The sequence below is a fragment of the Leptospira soteropolitanensis genome (assembly GCF_026151655.1).
Classification (GTDB): Bacteria; Spirochaetota; Leptospiria; order Leptospirales; family Leptospiraceae; genus Leptospira_A; species Leptospira_A soteropolitanensis.
In genome coordinates this window covers 203,424-226,003 of the sequence record NZ_JAMQPN010000001.1, presented here as the reverse complement: position 1 = coordinate 226,003, position 22,580 = coordinate 203,424, and the positions used below count along the sequence as shown (strand labels likewise).

The window sequence follows — 22,580 nt, the reverse complement described above, 5'->3', positions numbered from 1 at the left end:
TTTTCTATATATTTTTTCGCGCTATGTTTATAGCATTACTTGTCATTACATTTTGAAGTTAAGAAAAGGAATGGTTCTATGAAAAAGAAGATAGTTTGTTTGGCAGTTTTGTTTTTTGGAGCAAATATTTTTGCAGCGGAAGTAACAAAAAAGAATATTGAATTCTTTGTAGAACATACCACAAAAAATGTAACGGGCGTTTGTAATGAAATTCAAATGGACCCACCGAACATCCAAGTTTCGGGAAATCATTACATTCTAAAATCTCCCTTTGGAATCAAAATCCCGGTTTTGAAAATTGTTTCTGGAGATGCAAATCGGGATTCCCATATCCAAGAAATTTTGGGTTATCCAGATTCACCTAACATCCTTGTAAAAATTGAATCGGTAGAACCAGGTAATGAACAAACTTACAGAATTAAAGGCAAATTAACCATTCATGGAAATACTAAAGGTTTTTCCACTGATGCTACAGTAAGCCTTGTGAATCCAAATTCCATTCAAGTGAATGGATCACTTGTCGTTAAGTTTTCCGAATATGAATTAGAAAACCCATCTCTTCTTTTTATGAAGGCCAAAGATGAGATTCGTGTTAAGTATCATTTTGAGATTCAATTGAAATAAGGAGATACACTTTTTGATTTTTTCACTTAAATGAAGTTAGGTTTCATCTTCCAATCAACTCTACCAAACGGTTGTATTTTAATATGATTCGTTTGGTCATCTCTTCTCCCTTTTTATTGATATCAGGGTGGTATTTTTTTAAAAGTTCTTTGAATTTCTTTTTAACATCGGTGATGCCGGCACCGGGTTCCAAATCAAAAAAAGCAAGTAAGTCTTTGACTTCATCAGAAACCGTTTTTACAATTTTCTTCTTTTTCTTTTTTGTCTCTCGAAATCTACCATATAACTCATAATAGGTTCTGTCTCTGAATTCTCGAGTGATGTCTCGGAAGTTGAGAATCTTTGTTGGGATTAGGCTTTTTAAGTATTCATATAAAAATTCTTCGGCGCCGAATTCCGGATGAATTTCGAATTTTTCTAAAAATTGATGGATGGAACGTCTGACAAAAAAATCAATTTCGAATTTATCCATCAAATAGGAATCCACAGCGTCATCGTAATCTATTGTAGCTGCGGTCAGAAGTAATAAAAGTTCCTTGTCTAATTTATGATTGGCTATTGTTTTTTGGATCAGAGTTTTGTAAGATTCACGAAGTTCATATAATGGACGTTCACTAAAAAAAATACCGCCTCTCAAGAACTCTTCTGCAACTTCGTCCAACTCTAAATTCCATGCTAGGAAATCAACGAGAAGGTCTCCGTCCACTTCATGGAATCCACCGGAAAGTGTCATTTGTGGTTTAGATGTTTTGAACTGATAAACCTTACGCAGGCATTCTTCCTTTCTGATTTCTAAAAGTTCAGAAAGTCGGTCGTACGATAAAAACCACTGCATGGACTCAGAAACATTCTGCAACTCGAAGATCACATCATGCAGGATTTGTTTGGATTTTTTCGCTTCTAACCTTTGGACCATACAGAATCGACTCTAGAACCAATTTCAAACCGGGGCGACTTTTTTGCTAGTGAATCCTATTCCTTTTTTTGAACTGGAAGAATGAACCACCATATTTCAGAACATCCATCTTTACAGCCGTTCGATATTTCCGAATACAAAGGAGTTCGAGGTAAAAATTTTTATGATATGGACCCCGCCTTACAACGAATGGTTCATCGGTACTCAGAGAATTTTAACCCTGACCATAAAAAGGCTATGGAAGAACATATACGGAAATACGGGGAGCTTGTGGGCGGAATTTTGGATGAACTCACTGAAGAGTGCCATAAGGAAGGAAAGTATGGTGAGGTTGTTAAGTTTGACAGAACGGGAAAACGAATCGATTTTATAAAGTACTCAGAAGAACAAAAATTAGCACGAAAAATTTCCTATGATCATGGTGTTGTCAATTTAGATTTTCACCCTGATTGGAAATATGGTTTTCCACATATTCATCGTTATGCGCTGACATATTTAATGAATATGAATGGAGAAGGTGGTGTTGCTTGTCCTTTGGCAATGACCGATGGAATCATCTTAGCACTAAAAAAAATTGGAACAGACGAACAAAAGAAAAAATATCTTCCTCTTGTTGCAGGAAAAGGAAGTTCTTCTCATTTTATGGCCGGACAATATGTCACGGAAAGAGTGGGTGGAAGTAATGTTTCTGCCAATCGGACCATTGCTAAAAAACTTCAAAACGGCAAATGGGAGTTAACCGGTGAAAAATGGTTTTGTTCTAACCCAGGAGATATTTGGGTCACAACTGCAAAGATGGAAGGAACGAATACCGTCGGTATGTTCCTTGTTCCTAGGATCAAAGAAAATGGTGAGTTAAATGGACACCATATCTTACGTAAAAAAGATATTATTGGTTCTCGGGGAAAACTCACTGTAGAAATTATTTATGATAAGGTGGAAGCAGAAGAGTTTGGTCGTCCTGGTCATGGACTTGTGAACCTCATTCGTTACATTATCAAAACCTCTCGTTTGCATGTGGGTCTTGGTTCTAGTGGAAATGCAAGAAGATCAGTGATGGAAGCATCTGAATATGCAAAGTTTAGAACCGCTTATGGAAAAAAGATTTTAGAATTTCCTTCTTTTACAAAGACCTTAGCAGAAATGCAAATTTTACAAACAGGAAATTGTTTTGTGAATTTCCGGTCTGTCCATTTAGCAGAAAAAGATCATGATGCTGCAGAGATCACTGTTCCATTAATGAAATATAAATCTTCATCACAGGCAAGTTATATCACACAAAAAGCCATCCTTACTCTAGGAGGAAATGGAATTATTGGAGATTTTTCTCCTCTACCACGTCTTCACAATGATTCCATCATCAATGAAACTTGGGAAGGAACTCATCTGATCATCACAGATCATTGTTTACATGCCTTACAAAAACCAAAGGTTTATATTGCCTTCCAATCTTTGTTGGATGAACTAACGAATTCTGCTGGTAACCAACCGGAATTAAAAAATGCATACGAAGTTTTTCAAACCAAACGAAAGGAATTGGAACATTGCATCAAAAATGAGTCAAAAGATTGGAAGGATATGAATCGTGTTTACATTGCAGATGTAACCTATCAAGTATTTCTACTGGCTGAATTTTTAGAACAAGCAGTACATGACATTACGAATAAATTACCCACAAAGTATTTACATTTTGTAAATGGTTATGCAGAGATGGTAAAAGATGGTTTGGAAGCACCGAGACAAAAAGACGGAGTTTTCTTCGATCCTAAAGCAATGGAGACCTTTCTTTCCTTTTAAAGTATGGAGAATTTTTTACTACTAGGAATTTGTTTTGGATTGGGGTTGTTTTTTCGAAGACTCCCTCAATTTCCAGAATCTACACCAAAGGTTTTAAACGGATTTATCTTGTTTATTTCCTTACCTTCCTTGGTTTTTTATCATGTCCATGAATTGAAAGTAGATGCCACTTCTCTTTTGCCTTCTTCTATGCCTTGGGTGGTATTTGGTATCGCAGTTGTTTTTTTTCTTGGAATGTACAAACTAAAGTTTTTAAAGTTCCATACTGCCGTCTGTTTGGTGTTAACTGCTGGACTAGGAAATACATCATTTGTTGGATTCCCATTACTCGAAACTTATTTGGGCAAAGAATCTTTGGGTTACGGAATTTTAGCAGACCAACTTGGAACTTTTATGGTTTTAAGTTTTCCTGGAATCATTTTGGCTTCTATTGCTATGGATGGAAAGTGGAACTTAATCACACTAGTAAAAAGAGTTTTGGGATTTGCTCCCGTCTATGCGTTGTTTATTGCAATTGTCACTAGGCAATTTCAATATCCTGAAGCCTTAAAACTTGTTTTACTACGTTTGGGTGACACTCTCACTCCGCTTGCTCTTGTATCAGTTGGTTTTATGTTGGATTTACGAACCATTGCAGGTCATGGCAGAGTTTTGGCAATGGGACTTGGATTTAAACTCATCCTTGCACCAATTTTTGTGTATTGGATTTATTCTCCATTAAAAGATGATTCATTATTATTTCAAACTATTGTTTTGGAATCTGCTATGGCCCCTATGGTCACTTCTACAGTTATCACAATTGAAAAAAATATTTCTCCCCATTTAGCAAGCCTTATGTTGGGAATTGGAATTCCTATTTCCTTTGGCACCACATACGTTCTCAACTTTTTGTTGAAAGGAAACTATATTTGAACTTAAAATTTTTACTCTTACTAATCATTGCGATGGTCTCTTGGGGAATCTCTTGGCCCATCGGTAAAATGATCGCTGGAACTGTTCCCGTTTCGGTGTTAGTATTTTGGCGGTTTCTTGCCACTTTTCTTTCTGTGATTCCACTCCTTGTTGTAATGAAAATTCCCTTTTTACTGAAAACAGGAAAGGATTACTGGAATGTTCTCGTCGGCGGTATCATTTATACTTTTTACAATCAGTTCTTTTTTATGGGTTTAAAAAATGGACTTCCAGGAGCAGGAGGAGTTCTAGTCACAACCCTCAATCCTATTGTTACTTTTTTTATTGTTGTGCTTGTTCAAAAGAAACGAATTTCCAAACGCCAAGTGATCGGTTTGTTTTTTGGATTTATAGGTGGGCTTGTGATTTTACAAGTTTGGAAGATCAGTATCAATTATTTATTGTTATCTGGTAATTTATTCTTTTTGTTATGTTCTTTTGTTTGGGCTACACTTTCACTCAATAGCCAATCCACAGGAAAATCAATGTCTCCGTTGACCTACAGTTTTTATGTTTATGCTGTGGGATCTATCATTGAACTTCTATTTTGTTTTAATGATCCGAGTTTTTGGAAAGTATGGGACGAAGGGTTTTCCTTTTGGGCTTCCATCTTTTATTTAACTGTGATCTCTACTACTTTTGGAACCACTGTTTATTTTTATGCAGCAACTAGACTTGGTTCTGAAATTGCGAGTAGTTTTATCTTTATTGTCCCTCTTTCTGCCTATCTTAGTAGTTATTTGATTTTGAATGAAGTGATACAAATTCCCGTCATCATTGGTGGAGGTTTGGCTATCCTTGCTGTGTATTTAATTAATTCAAAACAAAAGAGGAAGGAACCAAATCTTTGAAGAACATTACATCTTGGAGAAAAAGATTTAAAATCTGGTTATATAACTTTTATCCACCTTATGTAGGAGCTGGAATCCGTATCAAAGAAATTGCTCCCGATTTTTCGTATTTTCGTTCTGAAATGAATTTGCGTTTCTATAATAAAAATTATGTGGGAGTTCATTTTGGTGGATCTTTGTATTCCATGTGTGATCCTTTTTTTATGTTAATCCTTTTGGAAAGATTAGGATCCGATTATATTGTTTGGGACAAGGCAGGTAATATGATCTTTGTAAAACCGGGAATGGGTAAGGTGATTGCCGAATTTCGAATTCCAGATTCCGAAATCCAAAGAATCAAGGAAGAAATCGAAATTAAGAAAAAAGGCGATTATCTTTTTACCACCGATGTCAAAAACGAAGCGGGTGAGGTGATTGCGATTTTGGAAAAAACGGTTTATATCCGTAAACGGGGAAGGCTCCCCGTTCAGAATGGTTAAGGATAAAAATAAGTAAATCGATAGGTTTCTTGATTCTTATTTTATCCTGTTGTACTAGTATTTTTTATCTTCATCTTCCGGAATCATACTCGCATAATACAGAAGCAAAGCATCGTTTTTGGAATGTACCACTCGGTTAGATTCTTCAATCATCTTACGTTTCTCTAGAATCTTTTTACCTTTTTCCCAAACTTCTTCAGGATCTTTGATTAGGTAATTTCCTTCATGGCGAGAAATGAAATCTTCGACTAACATCTTACTTTGCGAAACTTCGACAGAAAAATCATTCTCCGCTAAAATTTTGGCAACAATTTGATTCGGTAAAATTTTATGATACTGTTTCCAACCTTTTGTGATGCGGTAACTAAGCTCCAGTGTTGGATCTTCTGTGTGTGCATATTCAGAGATAGGAATTGGATCACAAAACTCTACATATACATTAGAACGTTTTGCAAGAAATCCTGCAATTCCTAACTCTTCTGGTATATTGCAGAATTGGTTATCTTCAGGAACGGTTTCATAGGATACAGAGATTGGTACGATGACTATCTCTGTTCCTGAACTGCGGAACGCATTTACGGCAGTCGTTAAAAGCCCCGTTTTTACCGGAACAATTCCTCCGGTTCTCGAACGAGTTCCTTCTGGATAAACGAGAGATGGAATCCCTTGTTCTAACATCACTTGTGAATAAAGAGTCAGGCATTCCAAATACAAACTGTTTCGTGTTCGTTCACGATCCACTGCATAAGCACCGAGTGACTTTAACATCCATTCCCAAAAAGGATTGGACATCAAATTGATGCCGGCCGCATAACGAGGAACAGGTAGACCTAAGTGAAATAATGAATAAGCAACTTCCACAGAGTCGAGATGAGATCTATGAGTAGGTGCATACAGTAAATTGTATTTAGAAGACAGTGCCTTCACCACTTCTGTTTTCCCCCCCACATGAGGGATCATCGATCCTTTTAGAAACCCACCAGAAAAAAGCCGAATGGGGGCAACAAACCTGAGGACAGATTCTCGCACGGTAGGGCTATAGTTGTCCGCAATCTCTGTGACATAGAATCGAACGAGCTCTTTAACGAGTGTATTTTCTTCATCTTTTTGGCAATTTTGGAACCTTTGCCAAATTTCAAGTTCTGATGCAAACTTAACCTCATCCAACTTTTGTTTTTTACGAGTGGCTTTAGTAAGTCTTTTTTGTGTGGATTCAATAACCGCAGAAGATTGTTTTTTAACACGACCAACAGTACCTGGAACATTGCTGATATGTTTGATAATTCGATCTACAAGCAAATTTTGAAAATCGATTCCAGAGGTTAAGTTGAGTCCTACTTTCTTTTGAACCACCAATGGGATATTTTTTGATTCTGTTTTTTTACCACAAATCAAATCGACCAAAGCATCTGGTGGTTGTTTTCGTGTGAGAACATCAAATAGAGTTCTGTGTAGTGTAAAGGGCAGACGAATTTCATTTGCTAGTTCAATCAGTATGCTTAGGGCATACGTACCTTCCACGTTATCATGCCATTTAGTAGATTCTCTTTCGATAAAGGATCTTGGTGCAAAGAAAATTTCGATACGATCTTTGATGCTGAGTTTTTCGCCACCTGATAAAAGTTCGCCGACAATTTTTTGTCCAAACCCACGGTTCCTACTTTTATTACTTGTTGCAGTGGTAATAAAATCGGCAAGTCCTGATCTTCCCATCACAGTGTCTGGTCTTGCACCATAACGCATGGCAAGATCCCTTACTTCTTGAAATCCTACCGATAAGATTTCCCCAAGTAAGTTCGAGCCGTACCGGGGAAGAAGAGAAACAATCCCACTGGCAATTGCCATTGGGTTTTTGGCAACTCCTACAATTTCCATTCCCACAACATCATCGGTAACAGATGTATTAATAAAATTAGAAGAGAGGACCTCCGCAAGAAAGTCCGATGTTTCTTTTTCATAGGATCCTATGTTAAAAAAACTAAACTTCTCATCCAAAATTTCTCCAATTAGGGAAGGGCCATTGACTACAGCAACCGATGCGTTAGTAAAATTTCTTTCCTTTAAATAATTTTGTAAATATTGTGAATAAGTACTGTAGCCTGTTTTTTTTCTATTTTTAGAATCCAATATTCCTTTGGTTAAAAAAGAAAAAACATAACTGTTGTTTGGTTCTAAAACTTCCAAAAGAGCATGGACGCTATCCAGAAAAGAACGGGAAGGAACAGCAATATGGAAAACCCAATCATCTCTTCCAAATGAATCCAAACTGGAAACAATATCAATATGATCGGGAAGATCCACTGTCTTTCCCATAATTTCTGTTTGGCGGCGTTTCTTAAGAACTTCTACAAATTCTTTGTCAGGAATCCAGAGAGTGATAGGATCAAACTTTTGTGCCAGTAAGGAAGCCATAATAATACCCATTGGGCCACTTCCGAGAACTGCATGTTTTAAGTCGTTATAGGCTATTTGCATAAAAAATTAACAATACGAATCGAAGAGAAATCTCACTTTTTTTGTTTGCTTGAAACGATTCGAGTCTATCGAAAAGGTATCAGGAGAGTGTAAATCGTCAAGTCACAATGATTCGAGCTGGTATTGTATTTTTAAGTCTGTCCATAATTCCGGCCCTATTTGGCTGGTATCAAATGTGGCTTGGTCTTTCTGGTCCGCAAGAGGTCAATTTGGCGATTGCTCTCGTAGTTTCCTTTCTTTGGGTGACAGAACTTTTTCCACTCTACGTTACGGGTTTTTTAGTTCTATTTTTGGAACTTGTTTGGTTACTTCCGACTTGGGGACCGGGAGCACCAAAAACGATTACTTTTCTTTCCTGTTATTTTTCAGAGACCATTTTACTTTTCTTAGGTGGATTTGTGATTTCTTCAGCAATCACCTTTTATGGTTTAGATTCTTCGATTGCTAGGTTTGTGATCCAAAAAACAAAAGGTTCAGCCTTTTTACTGGTTCTTTCCTTAGGTTTTGCTACCGCATTTTTGTCCTGTTTTATGAATAATACTGCCACAGCAGCCATGATGCTCGGACTTGTTTCTTCTATGATGAAGTCTTTGGAAGAGAGTAATCCTTTACGAAAATCACTCCTTTTTATGGTTCCATTTTCTGCAAACTTGGGTGGGATCGGGACACCCGTCGGAACACTTCCCAATGTAATCGGGATTGGTTACCTACAAGAAAGAGGGTTAGAATTTGGATTTTTAAATTGGATGGGATTTGCGTTTCCAGTATTTATCCTTTCTGTTTTGGCACTTGCTATACTTTTGTACATTGTGTACTTAAAAAAAGATAAATCGAGGAATTCCGTTTTTGCGATTCAAGTATCCAATGTTGATGATTCTCTTTCCAAACGAAACCGATCCATTGCATTGGGAATTATTTTGATTACGATTTTAGGTTGGATCACCTCTGATTGGCATGGAATATCCAATGGAACCGTCGCCTTATTGCCTGTGATTATATTTTTTGGCTTTCGGCTTTTGGACTTAAAGGAATTCCGAAATCTATCTTGGGATGTTTTAATTCTGATGGGTGGGGGGATTGCACTTGGGAAGGCCTTTGAAGAAACGGGCCTTGCAAAACATTTTGTCGAAGTTTTTATGTTAGGTGATTCTGGTCAATTCGGTCTATTTTTATTCTTTTCTATCCTCTCTCTCGGGCTTTCTTGTTTCTTAAGTAATACAAGCGTAGCCAATTTAGTTTTGCCCATTACTATGGGACTGCCTACTCATTTGATTCTACCCGCGGCCATTGGTGCTACCATCGGAGCTTCCCTTGCTATGCCGCTACCTGTTTCGACGCCACCCAATGCTTTGGCATTTAGTTATGGCGGAATTAGAAGTTTAGAGATGCTAAAGGTGGGTGGAATCATATCTGTGATCGCTTGGACCTTTTTTGTGTCGATCGGTGGGTTTATGTTACATATATTAGGGATTGTCGATTTTTCTAAGTTTTAAAAAAAAGACTTTTCCTCTTACAAACTTCCATTACTCTACTTTCGAATTATGCGATGTATTCGGTCTTTTCAATTTTTCTCCGTATTAGTACCATTTTTTCTTTTCTCCTGTTACAATTACATGAGTGAAGACGTTCCTATCATCACAAGGCCAGAATTCAAACAACCAATTGCGATTCTTACCATCAAGGTTTCCACTCCAGAAAACGATAAAACCAAAAGAGAAATTACGGCCATATATACAAAGTATCTAATGGAAACCGGTAATTTTGGCCGAGTGTTATCAGATGGAGTAAAAGCCAATCATCATATCGATTTATATACGAGTGAAGTAAATGAGTATGAACATTTTTGGGTATCTTCCATTTCCACCTTATTTATGTTAGGCACAGCGGGTCTTTTGCCATCTATCTATTCAAAAGAAAGGGTTTTACAAGCAGATTTTTATCTTAATGATAAGCTCGTCGGTCGAGAGAAATATAGGCAAAAACATTCCACCTTATTTGGGGTTCCATTCATGTTCATTTGGGAAACCGGAATTAAGGAAGCTAAGACAATTCAATTCAATAAAGAAAAAAATCTAATTCACAATGTAGTTCAAGATTATAATCGTTACTTATAGGAGACTTTATGAACTTTTTTGCACATTTAAAATTATTCAGAATTCAATGGAAATGGTTACTTTTGTTTTTCGTTTTAAGTATATTTACCTTTGCTTGTAAAACTCCTGAAGTCAAAAAAGCTCCTGTCGTTGAAGTGAAAAAGCCGGAACCAGTGGAAAAGGTTGTAGAGGCACAAGATCCTAATTTAGCATTTTTAGAAAGCATCGAAGATGGAAGGGAATTACCGGATTCAGACAAATGGAAAGTTGAACAATACGATGCATTTACTGAAGAAACATTTCCTTCTTACGCACCGGCAAATGCTAATATAGATTTTTCAAAAGTGGATTATCCATTGTTAAATGCGGCTATTTTTTATGTAACTTCGAAAGAAAGAAAATCACTGGGCCTTCGTCCATTCAAGTACTCTGAAAAATGTGAACAGGCTGCTTTTGGACATGCTCAGGATATGGTTACTTATGATTTTTTTTCCCACACAAGTACAGTTAACGGAAAAGAAACCTTAAGAGATCGTTTGGACTTGGTGGGAATTTCGGATACGTACTCGGCTGAAAATATCATCAGTTCCTTTGGAATCCAGTACCAAGGTGGTCGTGCCGTGTTTACTCCAATGCAAAATGGAGGCCCATTTTTTAGTTATACGAAAGCAGGGACTCCAATACCTAACCATACATACTTAAGTTTGGCAAAATCAGTCGTTGAAACTTGGTTTAATTCACCAAGCCATAGAAAAAACATTCTAAATCCAGAATTTACTTATATGGGTGCGGGCACTTTTTTTTACAAAGATAAAAAATTTTATGATATAGATAAAGTAAAAGCGGTTCAAGTATTTACAGCAAAACCCTAATGCATTTTTTTCCCATTAATCAATAGACAAAAATAAACATACAAAAATGGGAATTAAAAAAAGGTTAGAAGATAATGAACCTAAAGTTCTTTAGTTTGGAAAAAGGAAGATGTCTTTTTGGAAATCAGCGAATATGATTTTTTAATAAAACTTGCGGCAAAGTTATTCGAATCTAAATATTCGCAGATTGCATCTTTTGACCAAAACGGAATCATTCTCAATGTGAATTTTGGAATTCCAAAGAATCAAACAGTCGATTTAGTCTCCATTTCTTCAGAAGTTTTAGAATTAGCAAAGGACCTAGTTGTTATAGAAGACTTCTCTAAAGATCAAAGTGTAAAAAAAAATTCACCTGCCAAACTAGAGTTTAACTTAGCATTTTTTATTGGTATCCCTTTCTTTCATGAAGATGGATCATTATCTGCTTTTATCTCTGTATTGGATGACAAACCTAAAGAAGTTAGTTCCCAACAAATTGAACTGTTTCGTGAGTTAACTCAAAGAGTAAAGACCTTACTTTATGAAAAAGATAATTATGGAATTGTACAAACTAATGAATTGATTTTATTCGGAAATAACTCAAGTGAAAAACCGTTATCTGTTTTCGGAACAGAACAGGCCATCAATGAAATCAAAAAAATGGAAAAAAGTCTTCGGATCAGTGAAGATGCATTCCGAGAAAATTTTGATAATGCTGCGATTGGAATGGCACTTTTGGATGAAACAGGTAGATGGCTAAAAGTAAACAAAAGGGTTTGTGATATCTTGGGTTACTCTGAGTTAGAGTTTATGAATCTCACGTTTCAAGACATTACTCACCCTGAAGATTTAAATGCAGATTTAAGTTACCTTAAAGAACTTGTAGAGGAAAAAAGAAAATTTTACCAAATGGAAAAACGATACTTTCGGAAAAATGGAAGTATCGTTTACGCAATTTTAGCCGTTTCTATGGTAAAAAACGAAGATGGAAAGGTTTTATATTTCATATCTCAAATTGTAGATGTTACTGAACAGAAGTTAGTTGAACAGAAATTAAAACAGGCTTTAGCAAAAAACCAGGCAATTTTAGACGCTAGTACACTGGTTTCAATTATTAGCACAGATAAAGAAGGTTTGATTACCGGATTCAATTATGGTGCAGAAAAGATGTTAGGTTACAGTGCCAATGAATTGATAGGTAAACATACTCCCAAAATTTTACATATTGAAAGTGAAATAGAGGAAAAAACAAAATCACTATCAAAAGAATTTAAGCTGCCCATTGAAGGTTTTGAAATATTCATTTATAATGCAAAAATTGAAAAACCAGTTACTTCAGAATGGACTTATAAAAGAAAAGATGGATCGACTTTTCCTGTTTTATTGTCAGTCACTGCATTAAAACAAAATGATCAAATTGCTGGTTATCTTGGCATTGCAGTTGATATCTCCGAATTAAAAAAAGCAGAAGCTGAAATTCAATCTTTGCTAGATATTACTAACGAACAAAACAATCGATTGAAAAATTTCACAAACATTGTGTCGCATAATTTGAGTTCACATAGTTTTGGAATTAGCGGAATGATGGAAATTTTACAAAATTCCTACCCTGAGTATTTCCAAAATGAAATGATGCAGTTATTATTGGGAGCCACAGAAAATCTAAAACGTACTATAGAAGATTTAACTGCGGTGATTAAAGTAAATCTAACTCAAGAAAATTATGAATTTGTAGATATAGTTAGTATAATTCAAAAAAATGTTCAAAGTTTGGCCTTACAAATTTTAGAATCGAAACTAAAAATTGAAATTGATCTTCCAATTCAATTATTTGTTCGAAGTATCCCTGCTTATTTGGATAGCATAGTGCTAAATTTGATTACTAACGCCATAAAGTACAAATCGTACGATCGAGATAGTTACTTAAAAATCGCAAGTTTGATAAAAGAAAAATCCATTGCCATTCAGTTTGAGGACAATGGTCAGGGAATTGACCTAAAGAAACATGGTGACAAATTATTTGGAATGTATAAAACCTTTCATCAAAACAAAGAAGCAAGAGGAGTTGGTTTATTTATTTCAAAAAACCAAATAGAGACTATGGGAGGAAAAATTGAGGTTGAAAGTACAGTAGGAGTGGGTACAAAATTTACTGTAATTTTTACCGTATGAACAAAATTAATTTAGCCTGTGTTGTAGAAGATGATCCAATCCATCTTTTTTTAACTAAACAAGTCATTTCACTTTCCGGACTAGTTAAACATACTTTGGTGTGCCAAAATGGAAAAGAAGCCTATGAAATGCTTTCTTCACGGATTGACTTAAAAGAAAGTTTGCCAGAACTTATATTATTAGATTTGAATATGCCTATTTGGGATGGTTGGCAATTTTTGGATGAATTTACTTCGATTCCGGTAAATCAAAAAATAACCATTTACATAGTTACAAGTTCGTCTAGCGAAGAGGATTTAATAAGAGCCGAAAAGTATAACTTGAGAGGAAATTATATCGTTAAACCCATCACGATCGACAAACTAAGGGAGATTATTTACGAAATGAATTAAACTAATTTAATTTGCCATTTTCACAACAATATCAAATTCTTTTTTGGTTACAGGTTGAATTGACAACCGCGATCCTTTTTGTGTTACCACCATTTTCTCAAGTCCTTTAGTGTTACGGAGTGTATCCAAGGGAATTAAATCCTTAAACTTTGTATGTGGTTTTAAGTGGACTCCGAACCATCTTGGTTCCGTACCTTTGAGTTTGGGATCAAAGTATTTGTGGTTTGGATCAAATTGATAAGGATCTGGTGTTGCTTCTTTTGCTACTTCTGCGATTCCAACAATCCCTGGCGGATCAAGTCTGCTATGATAAAATAAAACCAAGTCACCTAACTTCACTTCATCGCGAAGATAATTACGTGCTTGGTAGTTTCTCACACCTTCCCAATAAGAGAGTTTTTCTCTTATTAGGTCGTCGATTGAAAATACATCTGGTTCTGTTTTAAAGAGCCAATATTTCATCGAAGTTTATCAGGTAGAATAAGCAGGTTTTGTTGTGGAAGACCCTTTGCCTTTTTTTGATCCGAGTCCCGATTTGGAATCGGAAAATTTATCAAACGAAGGTTGTACGATATCAGTTAATTCCTGTGCATCGATGGTTTCTTTTGCAAGCAGAGCTTTGGCAATCGCATCCAACTTTTTTTGGTTTTTCTTCACTAAATCACGACCTTTGTCGAGACAAGTTTGGATGATACGTTTGACTTCTTGGTCAATCATTGCCGCAAATTCTTCGGAGTAAGGTTTGCTGGTATGTCCGTAATCCCTTCCCATAAAAGGAGAGGTTTCGCCAGAACCGTAATGGATGGTTCCGAGTTTTTCAGACATACCCCATTCACAAACCATACGACGAGCAATATTGGTTGCTTGTTGGATGTCATTAGAAGAACCATTGGATGGATCACCAAAGATTAGCTCTTCGGCAATGTATCCACCCATAGACATTACAATTCTGTCCAAACAATAGTTTTTACGATAGGAATGCCTGTCTTCCACAGGAAGGGATTGGGTAAGGCCAAGGGCTCGACCACGAGGGATAATGGTGACTTTATGAACGGGTTCTGTATACGGTAGTAAAGTGCCAAGAAGGGCGTGTCCTGCTTCATGGTAAGCGGTCATTTCCTTCTCTTTGTCAGAGATAAACATGGACTTACGTTCTGGTCCCATCATCACTTTATCACGAGCTTCTTCCAATTCTTCTTGGGTCACACGTTTTTTGTTGCGACGTGCGGCAAGAAGGGCTGCTTCGTTGATGAGGTTAGCAAGGTCAGCTCCTGTAAATCCAGGGGTTCCGCGAGCAATAGAGTTTAGAGAGATATCAGAGACTAATGGAACTTTTTTAGCATGAACTGCTAAAATCTCTTCACGACCTTTTAGATCTGGAAGGTCCACAATTACTTGTCTGTCAAAACGACCTGGACGAAGGAGGGCTGGGTCAAGAACATCAGCGCGGTTTGTTGCCGCCATCACAATGACACCTTCGTTCATTTCAAATCCGTCCATCTCAACTAACATCTGATTGAGGGTTTGTTCTCTTTCGTCATGTCCACCACCGAGTCCCGCACCACGGAGACGACCGACTGCATCAATCTCATCAATAAAGATGATACAAGGTGCATTCTTTTTTCCTTGGTCAAATAGATCACGAACTCGCGATGCTCCCACACCCACAAACATCTCTACGAAGTCAGATCCAGATATAGAAAAGAAAGGAACTCCTGCTTCTCCCGCAACAGCTTTCGCAAGTAAGGTTTTACCAGTTCCTGGAGGACCCACGAGTAGAACTCCTTTCGGAATTCTTGCACCAATGGCTTGGAATTTTTTTGGATCTTTTAAGAATTCAATAATTTCAAGTAATTCAACTTTCGCTTCTTCACATCCAGCAACATCGTTAAAGGTTACTTTCACTTTTGGATCCACATTCATCTTGGCACGAGACTTTCCAAAGGTAAACGCTTTGTTACCAGATGCTTGGAGTTGGCGCATCATAATGAACCAAATGATACCAAGAGCAAATAACCAAGGAATGATGCCAGAAACAACACTCCAAAACTTATTTTCTTCTGTAGATTTAGCAGTAAAACTGAGGCGTGACTTACGAAGTTTTGTCACCAAATCATCGTTCACTTGTGCTACATTGGTTTTGAAGAGTTTGGGTTTGTTGTCCTTACTATTTTCTGGAATGTACCAACCTTCAATGATTTCTCGATCAATGATGATTTGTTGTTTTGTGGAGGATTCCTTTCCATCTTTGGTAGTAATTTTCCCAATTGGTTTTTTCCCTTCAATGGGTTCTACCATATTCAAAAAATCGGAATAACTGATTTCGTCGGGTTTACCGGCGAAGTCCTGACCTTTATAAACCGTTGCCAAAATGACAAGGAATACGAGCAAAAATAGAAATACGGTTTTGATGTTTTTATTCATGTAAAGACTTCTCGATGATTAGACTGAAATCAAAGGTGATATTTCTGAATCACTTCGTCAATATCTCCCATAGATATGGATCGAATCGCCGCTTCGGCGTCATTGATGATCTGTATCAAACTCAGGTTCTCTAGTGGCTCAAAATCTTCACGTAAAAATTCTTCTCTTTTTTTAGGATCGAAGCTTGAATTAAGAACGCCGATCCGAATTCGTATAAAATTAGGCGAACGTAATGAGACAGAAACCGAGTTGACCCCAGGGTTGCCATCGTTTTCCCCACCTTTGGTGACCACAATTTGGCCGAGTTCTAACCCGACGTCCTCATGAATGACAACGATGTCTTTAACCTGGATTTTTAAAAAGGAAGCAATATAGAGAACCGACTCACCGGAGAGGTCACTAAAGGTTTGTGGTTTGAGTAAAACCACTTCATCCCCTTCGAAGTCACCGCGACCAATGAGCGATTTTTTCTTTTTAGTTTTGATTTCGATGCCAATATTGTTCGCAATGACATCGAGAATCTTAAAACCAATGTTAGATCGATTGTTGTTATATTTATCGCCAGGATTTCCTAGCCCTACAATTAACTTCATTGGTTCTTAAAGTAGTTCTTACTTCTTAGCCGCTTTTTTAGCCGCTGGTTTGCCTTTAGCGTCAGCTTCTGCTTTTTCTGCGCGTTCTGCTGCTAAGATCGCTTTTGTTTTACTACAAGAAGCAACAATCGGATCACCATTCACAAGAATTTCCCAAGATGCTGGATGAGGTAACTCGGAAACTTTAATCATATTCCCGATGTCCAATCCGCTTACATCTAAAGTGATTACGTCAGTTAAGTCTTCTGGAGTTGATTTCACTTTGATTTCGTGAACTAAATGTTCGAACTGTCCACCTGCTTTAGAACCTTTTGCAACACCAGTTGTTTTGATGGCCACAGTTGTAAGGATCTTTTTACCAGGAGTTACTTTAAAGAAGTCGATATGGCGGATTTGGCCAGTGTGCGGAAATCTTTGGATTTCTTTTACGAAAACTCTTTCCGTTTTTCCATCAAGTTCGAGGTCAATTAGAGTTGCCTTACGGATACCTGAGTCGATGAGTCTTTGGATTTCTTTTTCGACAACACTTGCCGATCTTGCTTCACCGTTTCCGATGATGTTTGCCGGTACTAAACCTTCCACACGCATTCTTCTTGCAGGACCTTTTCCTTTAGAAGTTCTTGTTTGTGCTTTGATACTGATTTTTTCCATGATTATGTTCCTTAAAGTTATGAAAACAGACTTGAGATTGATTCTTCGTTATGAATCCGCTCGATGGCTTTAGCAAAGAGTGGGGCGATGGAGAGCGTTTTCAAGTGATTTATTTTTTTGGTCTCCGGAATGGCGATAGAATTTGAGAGCACAATTTGTTTGAAGTTGGCTTCATTCAATTTTGCTGGTGCTTCACCAGAAAGAACTCCGTGAGAGGCACAACATAATACCGATTTTGCACCATTTTGGTAAAGAGCGGTGGCCGCTTTGGCAATCGTTCCACCGGTATCAATCATATCATCGAGTAATAAACAGTTTTTATCTTTGATTTCACCAATGACATGCATCACCACAGATTCGTTAGCTTTCGGTCTACGTTTGTCAATAATGGCAAGAGATCCGTTTACTTTTTTTCCAAAGTTACGGGCTCTTTCCGCTCCACCGGAATCTGGAGATACAATCACAAGGTCTTCCATACCGAGCGAGTTGATGTACTCAGCAAGAACCGGAGAAAAATACAAATGATCAACGGGAATTCGAAAGAATCCTTGGATTTGATCCGCATGTAGATCCATAGTAAGAACACGGTCAGGACCTACTGTTTCAATTAAATCCGCAACCATACGAGCAGAAATGGGAACCCGTGGTTCTACCTTTCTATCTTGGCGTCCGTAACCATAATAAGGAATGACGGCAGTGATTCTACGAGCAGAGGCTCTTCTTGCGGCATCAATGATGAGTAAAAGTTCCATCAAACTGTCGTTTGCTGGAAAGCTAATGGATTGCACTACGAATACATCTCGGCCACGAACGTTTTCTTCGATTTTTACGGAACTTTCTCCATCAGAAAATCTTTTTACCGAAATTTGGCCGTTCGGAATGTTCAGGTGTTTACAAATTTCCTCTGCAAGAGGTCTGTTTGCATTTCCCGAAAATACAACTACTTCGCTGGGATTCATACTCCAACCAACCCTTTATCTATATATTGTTTTGCAAGAGCCAAATCATCAGGAGAATTAATTCCGTGGCTTTCCAAAGCATTTGCCAAAGTTTTTGCTCCCACTTTTTTTCCCAAAGATCTGAAAATTTTAATCACATCCGTGAGGTAATATTCTTTTTGAGCATTGTCGTTGCCGATTTGTTTTAAGGCAGTAAACAAATCTTCTGTATTAAAACAGTATGTTCCAGTGTTCACTTCGTTCACGGCTTTTTCTTCGGGACTTGCATCTTTCTCTTCTACAATTCGCAAAAGGCTACCGTCATCGGAAGAACGAATGATACGACCATAACCCGTTGGGTTTTCCATCTTAGCCGAAAGAACCGTTGCAGAATATCCATTGGCTTTATGATGTTCTATAAGTTCGGAAAATGATTTTGCAGAAATAAGAGGAGCATCACCACAAGCTACAATCGTATAGCCAGTATACGGCAGTAACTGTTTTTCTGCAGATATAACAGCATGACCTGTTCCTAATTGTTCTGTCTGTTCTGCAAATTCCACACCAGAAAATGATTTTGCGATATCTGTAACGACATCTTTGCGGTAACCGACAACTACGACCTTTCGCTTTATGCCGGCAGATTCGATATTGCGAAGAACGTGAATTAAAAGTGGTGATTCGTTCAGTACAACCGCAACCTTGGGAAGCTCACTCTTCATTCGAGTTCCTTTCCCCGCCGCCAAAATAACAGCAGTTACAGTATTATGTAGGTTCATCGTTCGTTCTATCGGATCTTTTAAAACTGGCTGGCCTGCTAGGATTCGAACCTAGGGAATGGCGATACCAAAAACCGCTGCCTTACCGCTTGGCTACAGGCCAGTTTCTAAAAAGAGAACGTTCGAAATTCCATATCAGGAAATCGATTGGAGACAATAGGTAGGGCTTCGTCTCTTTCTCTACCTGTTGGATAAATGCCGTAAAAGCAAGAACCTGAACCTGATAGAGAAGCATAGACAGCTCCCGACTCATAGAACCCTAATTTCAATTCCTTTAGTAAGGGTTGGGTCTGAAAAGCGATTTTTTCAAACTCGTTCTCGAGCCTGTTTTGCAGGTATGCCCAATCCCCGACCTGAAGACTTCGAATTAAATCCTCTGCCAGAGATTTCCATACTTGGGAACCATAGGGTTTTTGTAAACTTTTTTGAAGGCCTGCGTACATAGAAGCAGTAGAAAGTCCAAAGGGTGGGATGGCTAAAATTCCCTTCCCTTGGGCAACGGAAATGGGCTCGAGCACCTCACCAATCCCACTCACAAAACAAGGGGTTGATTGGAGAAAAAAAGGGACATCCGCACCGATGGACTTTGCCAGAGGGATTTCCTCTTCTTGGGAAAGATGGGTCCAAGGATAGATTTCCTTTAGGAAAAGGCCGGCATTGCTGCTTCCTCCACCAATTCCCCCTTCTGGCGGTAGGTATTTTTGTAGAAAGATGGAGATCGAAACAGGTTCACGAAGCTGAGAAGATAATTTTTGGAAGGCTTTGTAGAGAATGTTTTTTGTAAAATCCCCTCTTTCCGATACTTCTTCAAACTTTGAATGCCTATACCCGTGAAGGTAATTTTCTGAAACCAAGTGTATTTCCGAATCAGGAGAGTTTGTCTTAGCAGTGATTTGGATTTTCATAGGATCCCCAAAACTGATAGGGACAAAAACACTGCGGATTTCGTGGAGACCATCTTCCCGTTTATAGGGAATCATTAAACCAATGTTAATCTTTCCCTTTGCAATGTTATCCATGAAAAAATCCTAAGACAGAGGGGAAAGGTTTTGTTTCGATGGTGCAATGGATTGTAAATGAAACAGAATCGAATCCTTAATCTCTTTCGGTTCAGACACAAGGACAGAAGTTCCATACCCTAAAATAGTTTGGATAAACCAATTTTGGTCTCGGATCTGTGCTTTGAATTCGCGATACAAAGTGTCTCCAATTTGTTTTTGGTTACCCGTAGTTTGTAGTTTGAGTTTTAATCCTAAATGGTAAGATGCGGAATCAGTAATCCATAACTTCGCAAAGTCATTGTTTTCTGCGTCACCACCAAATAGTTGTTTAAATCCATTTAAAAAATCTTCTGCGGTGTCGGGAAGGGTTGGGTATTCTGTATCGGTAATAGTAATGTCTAAAATATGATCCAATCGAAAAGATCTAAAACCTTTCTTAGAAAGATCATACGCCAAAAGATAGGAATCGTTTTCTTCCCACAGCAACCAAGGAGCTAAGGTTCTTGTTTCTTTTTCCTTTGTATCTCTTTTCCAGTAAACAATGGTTAGAGTTTTTTTCTCGTTAATCGCATTAATGATGGTTTCTTTTGTTCTTTGATAAGGTGACCAGTCACCTGAAGGAATGACTGAATCAATTTTACTTAAAACAGAACGGTTGAGTTCGGACCCATCTTTTTTTTGTGACACCAAGAGAGATCTAAGAAATGACCATTCTTTCGGAGAGAGTGGGAGGGCGGAATCAACAGCAACAGGGAGTCGGATTTTTACCTTCTCCCCGTCAAAATCTAAATCAACAGCATCGGTTGGTGAATAAGGATACATCTCAATCATATACAGTTCCCCCAAATCTTTTTTGAGGGCTGCGATTGATTTGTGACCCGTTACGCTTTGAATCTCTTCTAATCCAAGACCTTCTGGATGGGAAGCCAGAAGGCGGATTAAATTTAACTTGGAAGCGGCCCGGGCAGTGGATGGATTCATTATGCTTCTAGAATTACTTTTAGTTCCTTTGCGTTAGATGCACATAATGATTGTTTTTCGATATTTTTTGCTTTTAGGTGTCCACCAGTGAGTCTTTGGCTCACAACACTTGGTCCAAAGTCGATGATTGTGTTGATGGCACTATCATTGAAGATAGGAGCAATCGCCAAATCCCAGTAAAGTGGTTCAATGAGGACCATCTTAAAAAGGATGTCACGAAGGTTTCCATCTTTTTGTAAGTTGTGACCATCATAAATGCTGTATACAGGAACTTTCAGATCAGCACCAGTGTATGGAAATGGAACCACAGATGCATCTTCTGCATTGAATTTATCAAGTGAAGTTTCCATAAATGGGCAATGGAAAGGTGCTGTTGTTTTCAAATATACAAACTTAAATTTCTTTTCGTCCATTTCTGCTTTCCATTGTTTACGGAATGCAAGAAGTGAAGAAGGAAGTGCTGAAAGTATCATAGAATCCGGAGTGTTGTAAAGGGAAATGAAAACTGTGTCTTGGCCTTTGAGTCCAAGAGAATCATTTGTTTTTTTTACTCTTTCTTCTAATTCATCTTTTGTGTAACCAATCACTGCAACCATTGGTGCTGGATTTTTATCACCATTGGCTTCATTTTCTTTTACTACTTCTTCTGAGACTACAAAGTTAGGATAAACTTTTTGTCCGTTAAATCCTAAATAAAAAACAAATCTTAAAAAATCAGAATATGCATTTAGGAAATCAGCTCCGTCTTTTCCTAGACCAACAAGGGCAGAGGCAATCACCCCTTGGCTATGTCCACTGGCAGCACCCGTTGCTTTGATCAGTTCTGCAGTAGGATAACCACGTTTCGAAACCAAAACGTAATTAGCAATTTGAGTCATAAAAATTCCCGGTACAGAAATTGGTGCGCGAGCTAAATAATCTTCTGATGGAGCGGCATCTGGATTTTCAATCCAAGATTTGAAATCAAATCCTTCATTGAGGAGGGGGCTTTTGCCATCACGAGCGGCAATTTCTGCAATGGTTTTGAAACTGGTTTCGAAAAATTCTTTAAGTTCTGGTTCTGCGTATAATTTTACGAGTTCTTTTAGATATGGTGAACCCTGTCCTCCAAATTGAAGGAAAAATTTCTGTGAATTTTGGAGGGTGGCAGTAAGGAGTTTGGCCGATGTCATTTAATCTTCCTGAGATATGATTTTTCTGTTACCGTACAGATTTGACCTCCCAGAACAAGGAGAAAATTCGAGGAAGGAACCTTCGAAAGAGGGGGTGCTGGCTTTAAGATATTTGGTCCGGTGTGAGATAGCGAAGGAAAATGGGAAACCGCTTTTCAAAAAACGGTTCTCTCCATCATCCGTGTCCTAATTAAGCGGCTTTGCTTTGTTCGAGATTGGATTTAATGCGTTCGTGGTCTAGAGCAAGAAGGACGGTATTCTCGAAATAGGTAGAAAAATCGATTCTTCCTGACGAATAGTCTTCGTGGAGAAGGGCTAAAAGAAGATAGAACATAGATCCTCCTGGTGGTTCCGAATCTATCAATGTGACATAATTCGAAAAGTCTTTTTCGATGAAAGAGTTACTTTGAGTGTCGACTTGTCTGGAATTTTTTGAAGGA

21 protein-coding genes and 1 tRNA gene are annotated in these 22,580 nt (G+C 37.8%); 10 read left to right on the top strand and 12 right to left on the bottom strand.

All coding sequences use genetic code 11. The features are described from left to right. The first annotated feature begins 78 nt into the window (after positions 1-78). Positions 79-624, top strand: a complete 546-nt coding sequence (locus ND811_RS01050) for a YceI family protein (protein WP_265350764.1) — start codon at positions 79-81, stop codon at positions 622-624. Between the two features lie 43 nt (positions 625-667). Here the strand turns inward: ND811_RS01050 and ND811_RS01045 are convergent, their stop codons facing one another. Then, a complete protein-coding gene (locus ND811_RS01045) occupies positions 668-1,540 on the bottom strand; it encodes a molecular chaperone DnaJ (protein ID WP_265350765.1) in 873 nt (290 codons plus the stop codon). Positions 1,541-1,621: 81 nt separating this feature from the next. On the opposite strand from ND811_RS01045, the gene ND811_RS01040 reads away from it, so the two are divergent. The 4 genes from ND811_RS01040 to ND811_RS01025 are packed head-to-tail and all read left to right on the top strand — an operon-like array spanning position 1,622 to position 5,618. Next, the gene (locus tag ND811_RS01040) at positions 1,622-3,337 is read left to right on the top strand and encodes an acyl-CoA dehydrogenase family protein (RefSeq protein WP_265350766.1); all 1,716 of its coding nucleotides are present in this window, start codon (positions 1,622-1,624) and stop codon (positions 3,335-3,337) included. 45 nt (positions 3,338-3,382) lie between these two features. Continuing rightward, positions 3,383-4,249: an AEC family transporter gene (locus ND811_RS01035; protein WP_265350767.1), complete on the top strand. Its 867-nt coding sequence runs from the start codon at positions 3,383-3,385 to the stop codon at positions 4,247-4,249. Then, positions 4,246-5,139, top strand: coding sequence for a DMT family transporter (locus ND811_RS01030; protein WP_265350768.1), 894 nt, complete (start codon positions 4,246-4,248; stop codon positions 5,137-5,139). The genes ND811_RS01035 and ND811_RS01030 overlap by 4 nt, the downstream gene beginning before the upstream one ends. After that, positions 5,136-5,618 carry a DUF4442 domain-containing protein gene (locus ND811_RS01025; protein ID WP_265350769.1) on the top strand — a complete coding sequence of 161 codons (483 nt, stop codon included), beginning with the start codon at positions 5,136-5,138 and terminating at the stop codon, positions 5,616-5,618. The genes ND811_RS01030 and ND811_RS01025 overlap by 4 nt, the downstream gene beginning before the upstream one ends. 54 nt (positions 5,619-5,672) lie before the next feature. Here ND811_RS01025 and ND811_RS01020 read toward each other — a convergent pair whose 3' ends face one another. Next, positions 5,673-8,093 carry a 1-acyl-sn-glycerol-3-phosphate acyltransferase gene (locus tag ND811_RS01020; RefSeq protein WP_265350770.1) on the bottom strand — a complete coding sequence of 807 codons (2,421 nt, stop codon included), beginning with the start codon at positions 8,091-8,093 and terminating at the stop codon, positions 5,673-5,675. A 107-nt stretch (positions 8,094-8,200) separates the two neighbouring features. On the opposite strand from ND811_RS01020, the gene ND811_RS01015 reads away from it, so the two are divergent. From ND811_RS01015 to ND811_RS00995, 5 genes are all read left to right on the top strand, one after another. Then, a complete protein-coding gene (locus tag ND811_RS01015; protein WP_265350771.1) occupies positions 8,201-9,586 on the top strand; it encodes an SLC13 family permease in 1,386 nt (461 codons plus the stop codon). A 120-nt stretch (positions 9,587-9,706) separates the two neighbouring features. After that, positions 9,707-10,207, top strand: a complete 501-nt coding sequence (locus ND811_RS01010; protein ID WP_265350772.1) for a hypothetical protein — start codon at positions 9,707-9,709, stop codon at positions 10,205-10,207. A gap of 8 nt (positions 10,208-10,215) precedes the next feature. Further along, positions 10,216-11,058 (top strand): CAP domain-containing protein, encoded by an 843-nt coding sequence (locus ND811_RS01005; protein WP_265350773.1) that lies wholly within the window; start codon positions 10,216-10,218, stop codon positions 11,056-11,058. A 117-nt stretch (positions 11,059-11,175) separates the two neighbouring features. Beyond that, entirely contained in the window at positions 11,176-13,209 is a 2,034-nt protein-coding gene (locus ND811_RS01000) for a PAS domain S-box protein (RefSeq protein WP_265350774.1), read from the top strand. Beyond that, positions 13,206-13,601, top strand: a complete 396-nt coding sequence (locus ND811_RS00995) for a response regulator (protein WP_265350775.1) — start codon at positions 13,206-13,208, stop codon at positions 13,599-13,601. The genes ND811_RS01000 and ND811_RS00995 overlap by 4 nt, the downstream gene beginning before the upstream one ends. Positions 13,602-13,607: 6 nt before the next feature. Here the strand turns inward: ND811_RS00995 and ND811_RS00990 are convergent, their stop codons facing one another. From ND811_RS00990 to ND811_RS00945, 10 genes are all read right to left on the bottom strand, one after another. Next, positions 13,608-14,063: an EVE domain-containing protein gene (locus ND811_RS00990; protein ID WP_265350776.1), complete on the bottom strand. Its 456-nt coding sequence runs from the start codon at positions 14,061-14,063 to the stop codon at positions 13,608-13,610. A 9-nt stretch (positions 14,064-14,072) separates the two neighbouring features. Next, a complete protein-coding gene (ftsH, locus tag ND811_RS00985; RefSeq protein WP_265350777.1) occupies positions 14,073-16,025 on the bottom strand; it encodes an ATP-dependent zinc metalloprotease FtsH in 1,953 nt (650 codons plus the stop codon). A gap of 29 nt (positions 16,026-16,054) precedes the next feature. Then, on the bottom strand, positions 16,055-16,618 hold the full coding sequence (gene pth, locus ND811_RS00980; RefSeq protein WP_265350778.1) for an aminoacyl-tRNA hydrolase: 564 nt from the start codon (positions 16,616-16,618) through the stop codon (positions 16,055-16,057). Positions 16,619-16,636: 18 nt separating this feature from the next. Continuing rightward, entirely contained in the window at positions 16,637-17,269 is a 633-nt protein-coding gene (locus ND811_RS00975; protein WP_265350779.1) for a 50S ribosomal protein L25/general stress protein Ctc, read from the bottom strand. 17 nt (positions 17,270-17,286) lie between these two features. Then, positions 17,287-18,228, bottom strand: coding sequence for a ribose-phosphate pyrophosphokinase (locus tag ND811_RS00970; protein ID WP_265350780.1), 942 nt, complete (start codon positions 18,226-18,228; stop codon positions 17,287-17,289). Then, complete coding sequence (locus ND811_RS00965) at positions 18,225-18,986, bottom strand: sugar phosphate nucleotidyltransferase (RefSeq protein ID WP_265350781.1); 762 nt, start codon at positions 18,984-18,986, stop codon at positions 18,225-18,227. The genes ND811_RS00970 and ND811_RS00965 overlap by 4 nt, the downstream gene beginning before the upstream one ends. Before the next feature lie 27 nt (positions 18,987-19,013). Then, a tRNA-Gln gene (locus ND811_RS00960) sits at positions 19,014-19,089 on the bottom strand. A gap of 4 nt (positions 19,090-19,093) precedes the next feature. Continuing rightward, positions 19,094-20,005 (bottom strand): 4-(cytidine 5'-diphospho)-2-C-methyl-D-erythritol kinase, encoded by a 912-nt coding sequence (locus ND811_RS00955; protein ID WP_265350782.1) that lies wholly within the window; start codon positions 20,003-20,005, stop codon positions 19,094-19,096. 9 nt (positions 20,006-20,014) lie between these two features. After that, entirely contained in the window at positions 20,015-20,968 is a 954-nt protein-coding gene (locus ND811_RS00950; protein ID WP_265350783.1) for a WYL domain-containing protein, read from the bottom strand. Beyond that, the gene (locus ND811_RS00945; RefSeq protein ID WP_265350784.1) at positions 20,968-22,140 is read right to left on the bottom strand and encodes an ACP S-malonyltransferase; all 1,173 of its coding nucleotides are present in this window, start codon (positions 22,138-22,140) and stop codon (positions 20,968-20,970) included. The genes ND811_RS00950 and ND811_RS00945 overlap by 1 nt, the downstream gene beginning before the upstream one ends. Between the last annotated feature and the right edge of the window lie 440 nt (positions 22,141-22,580).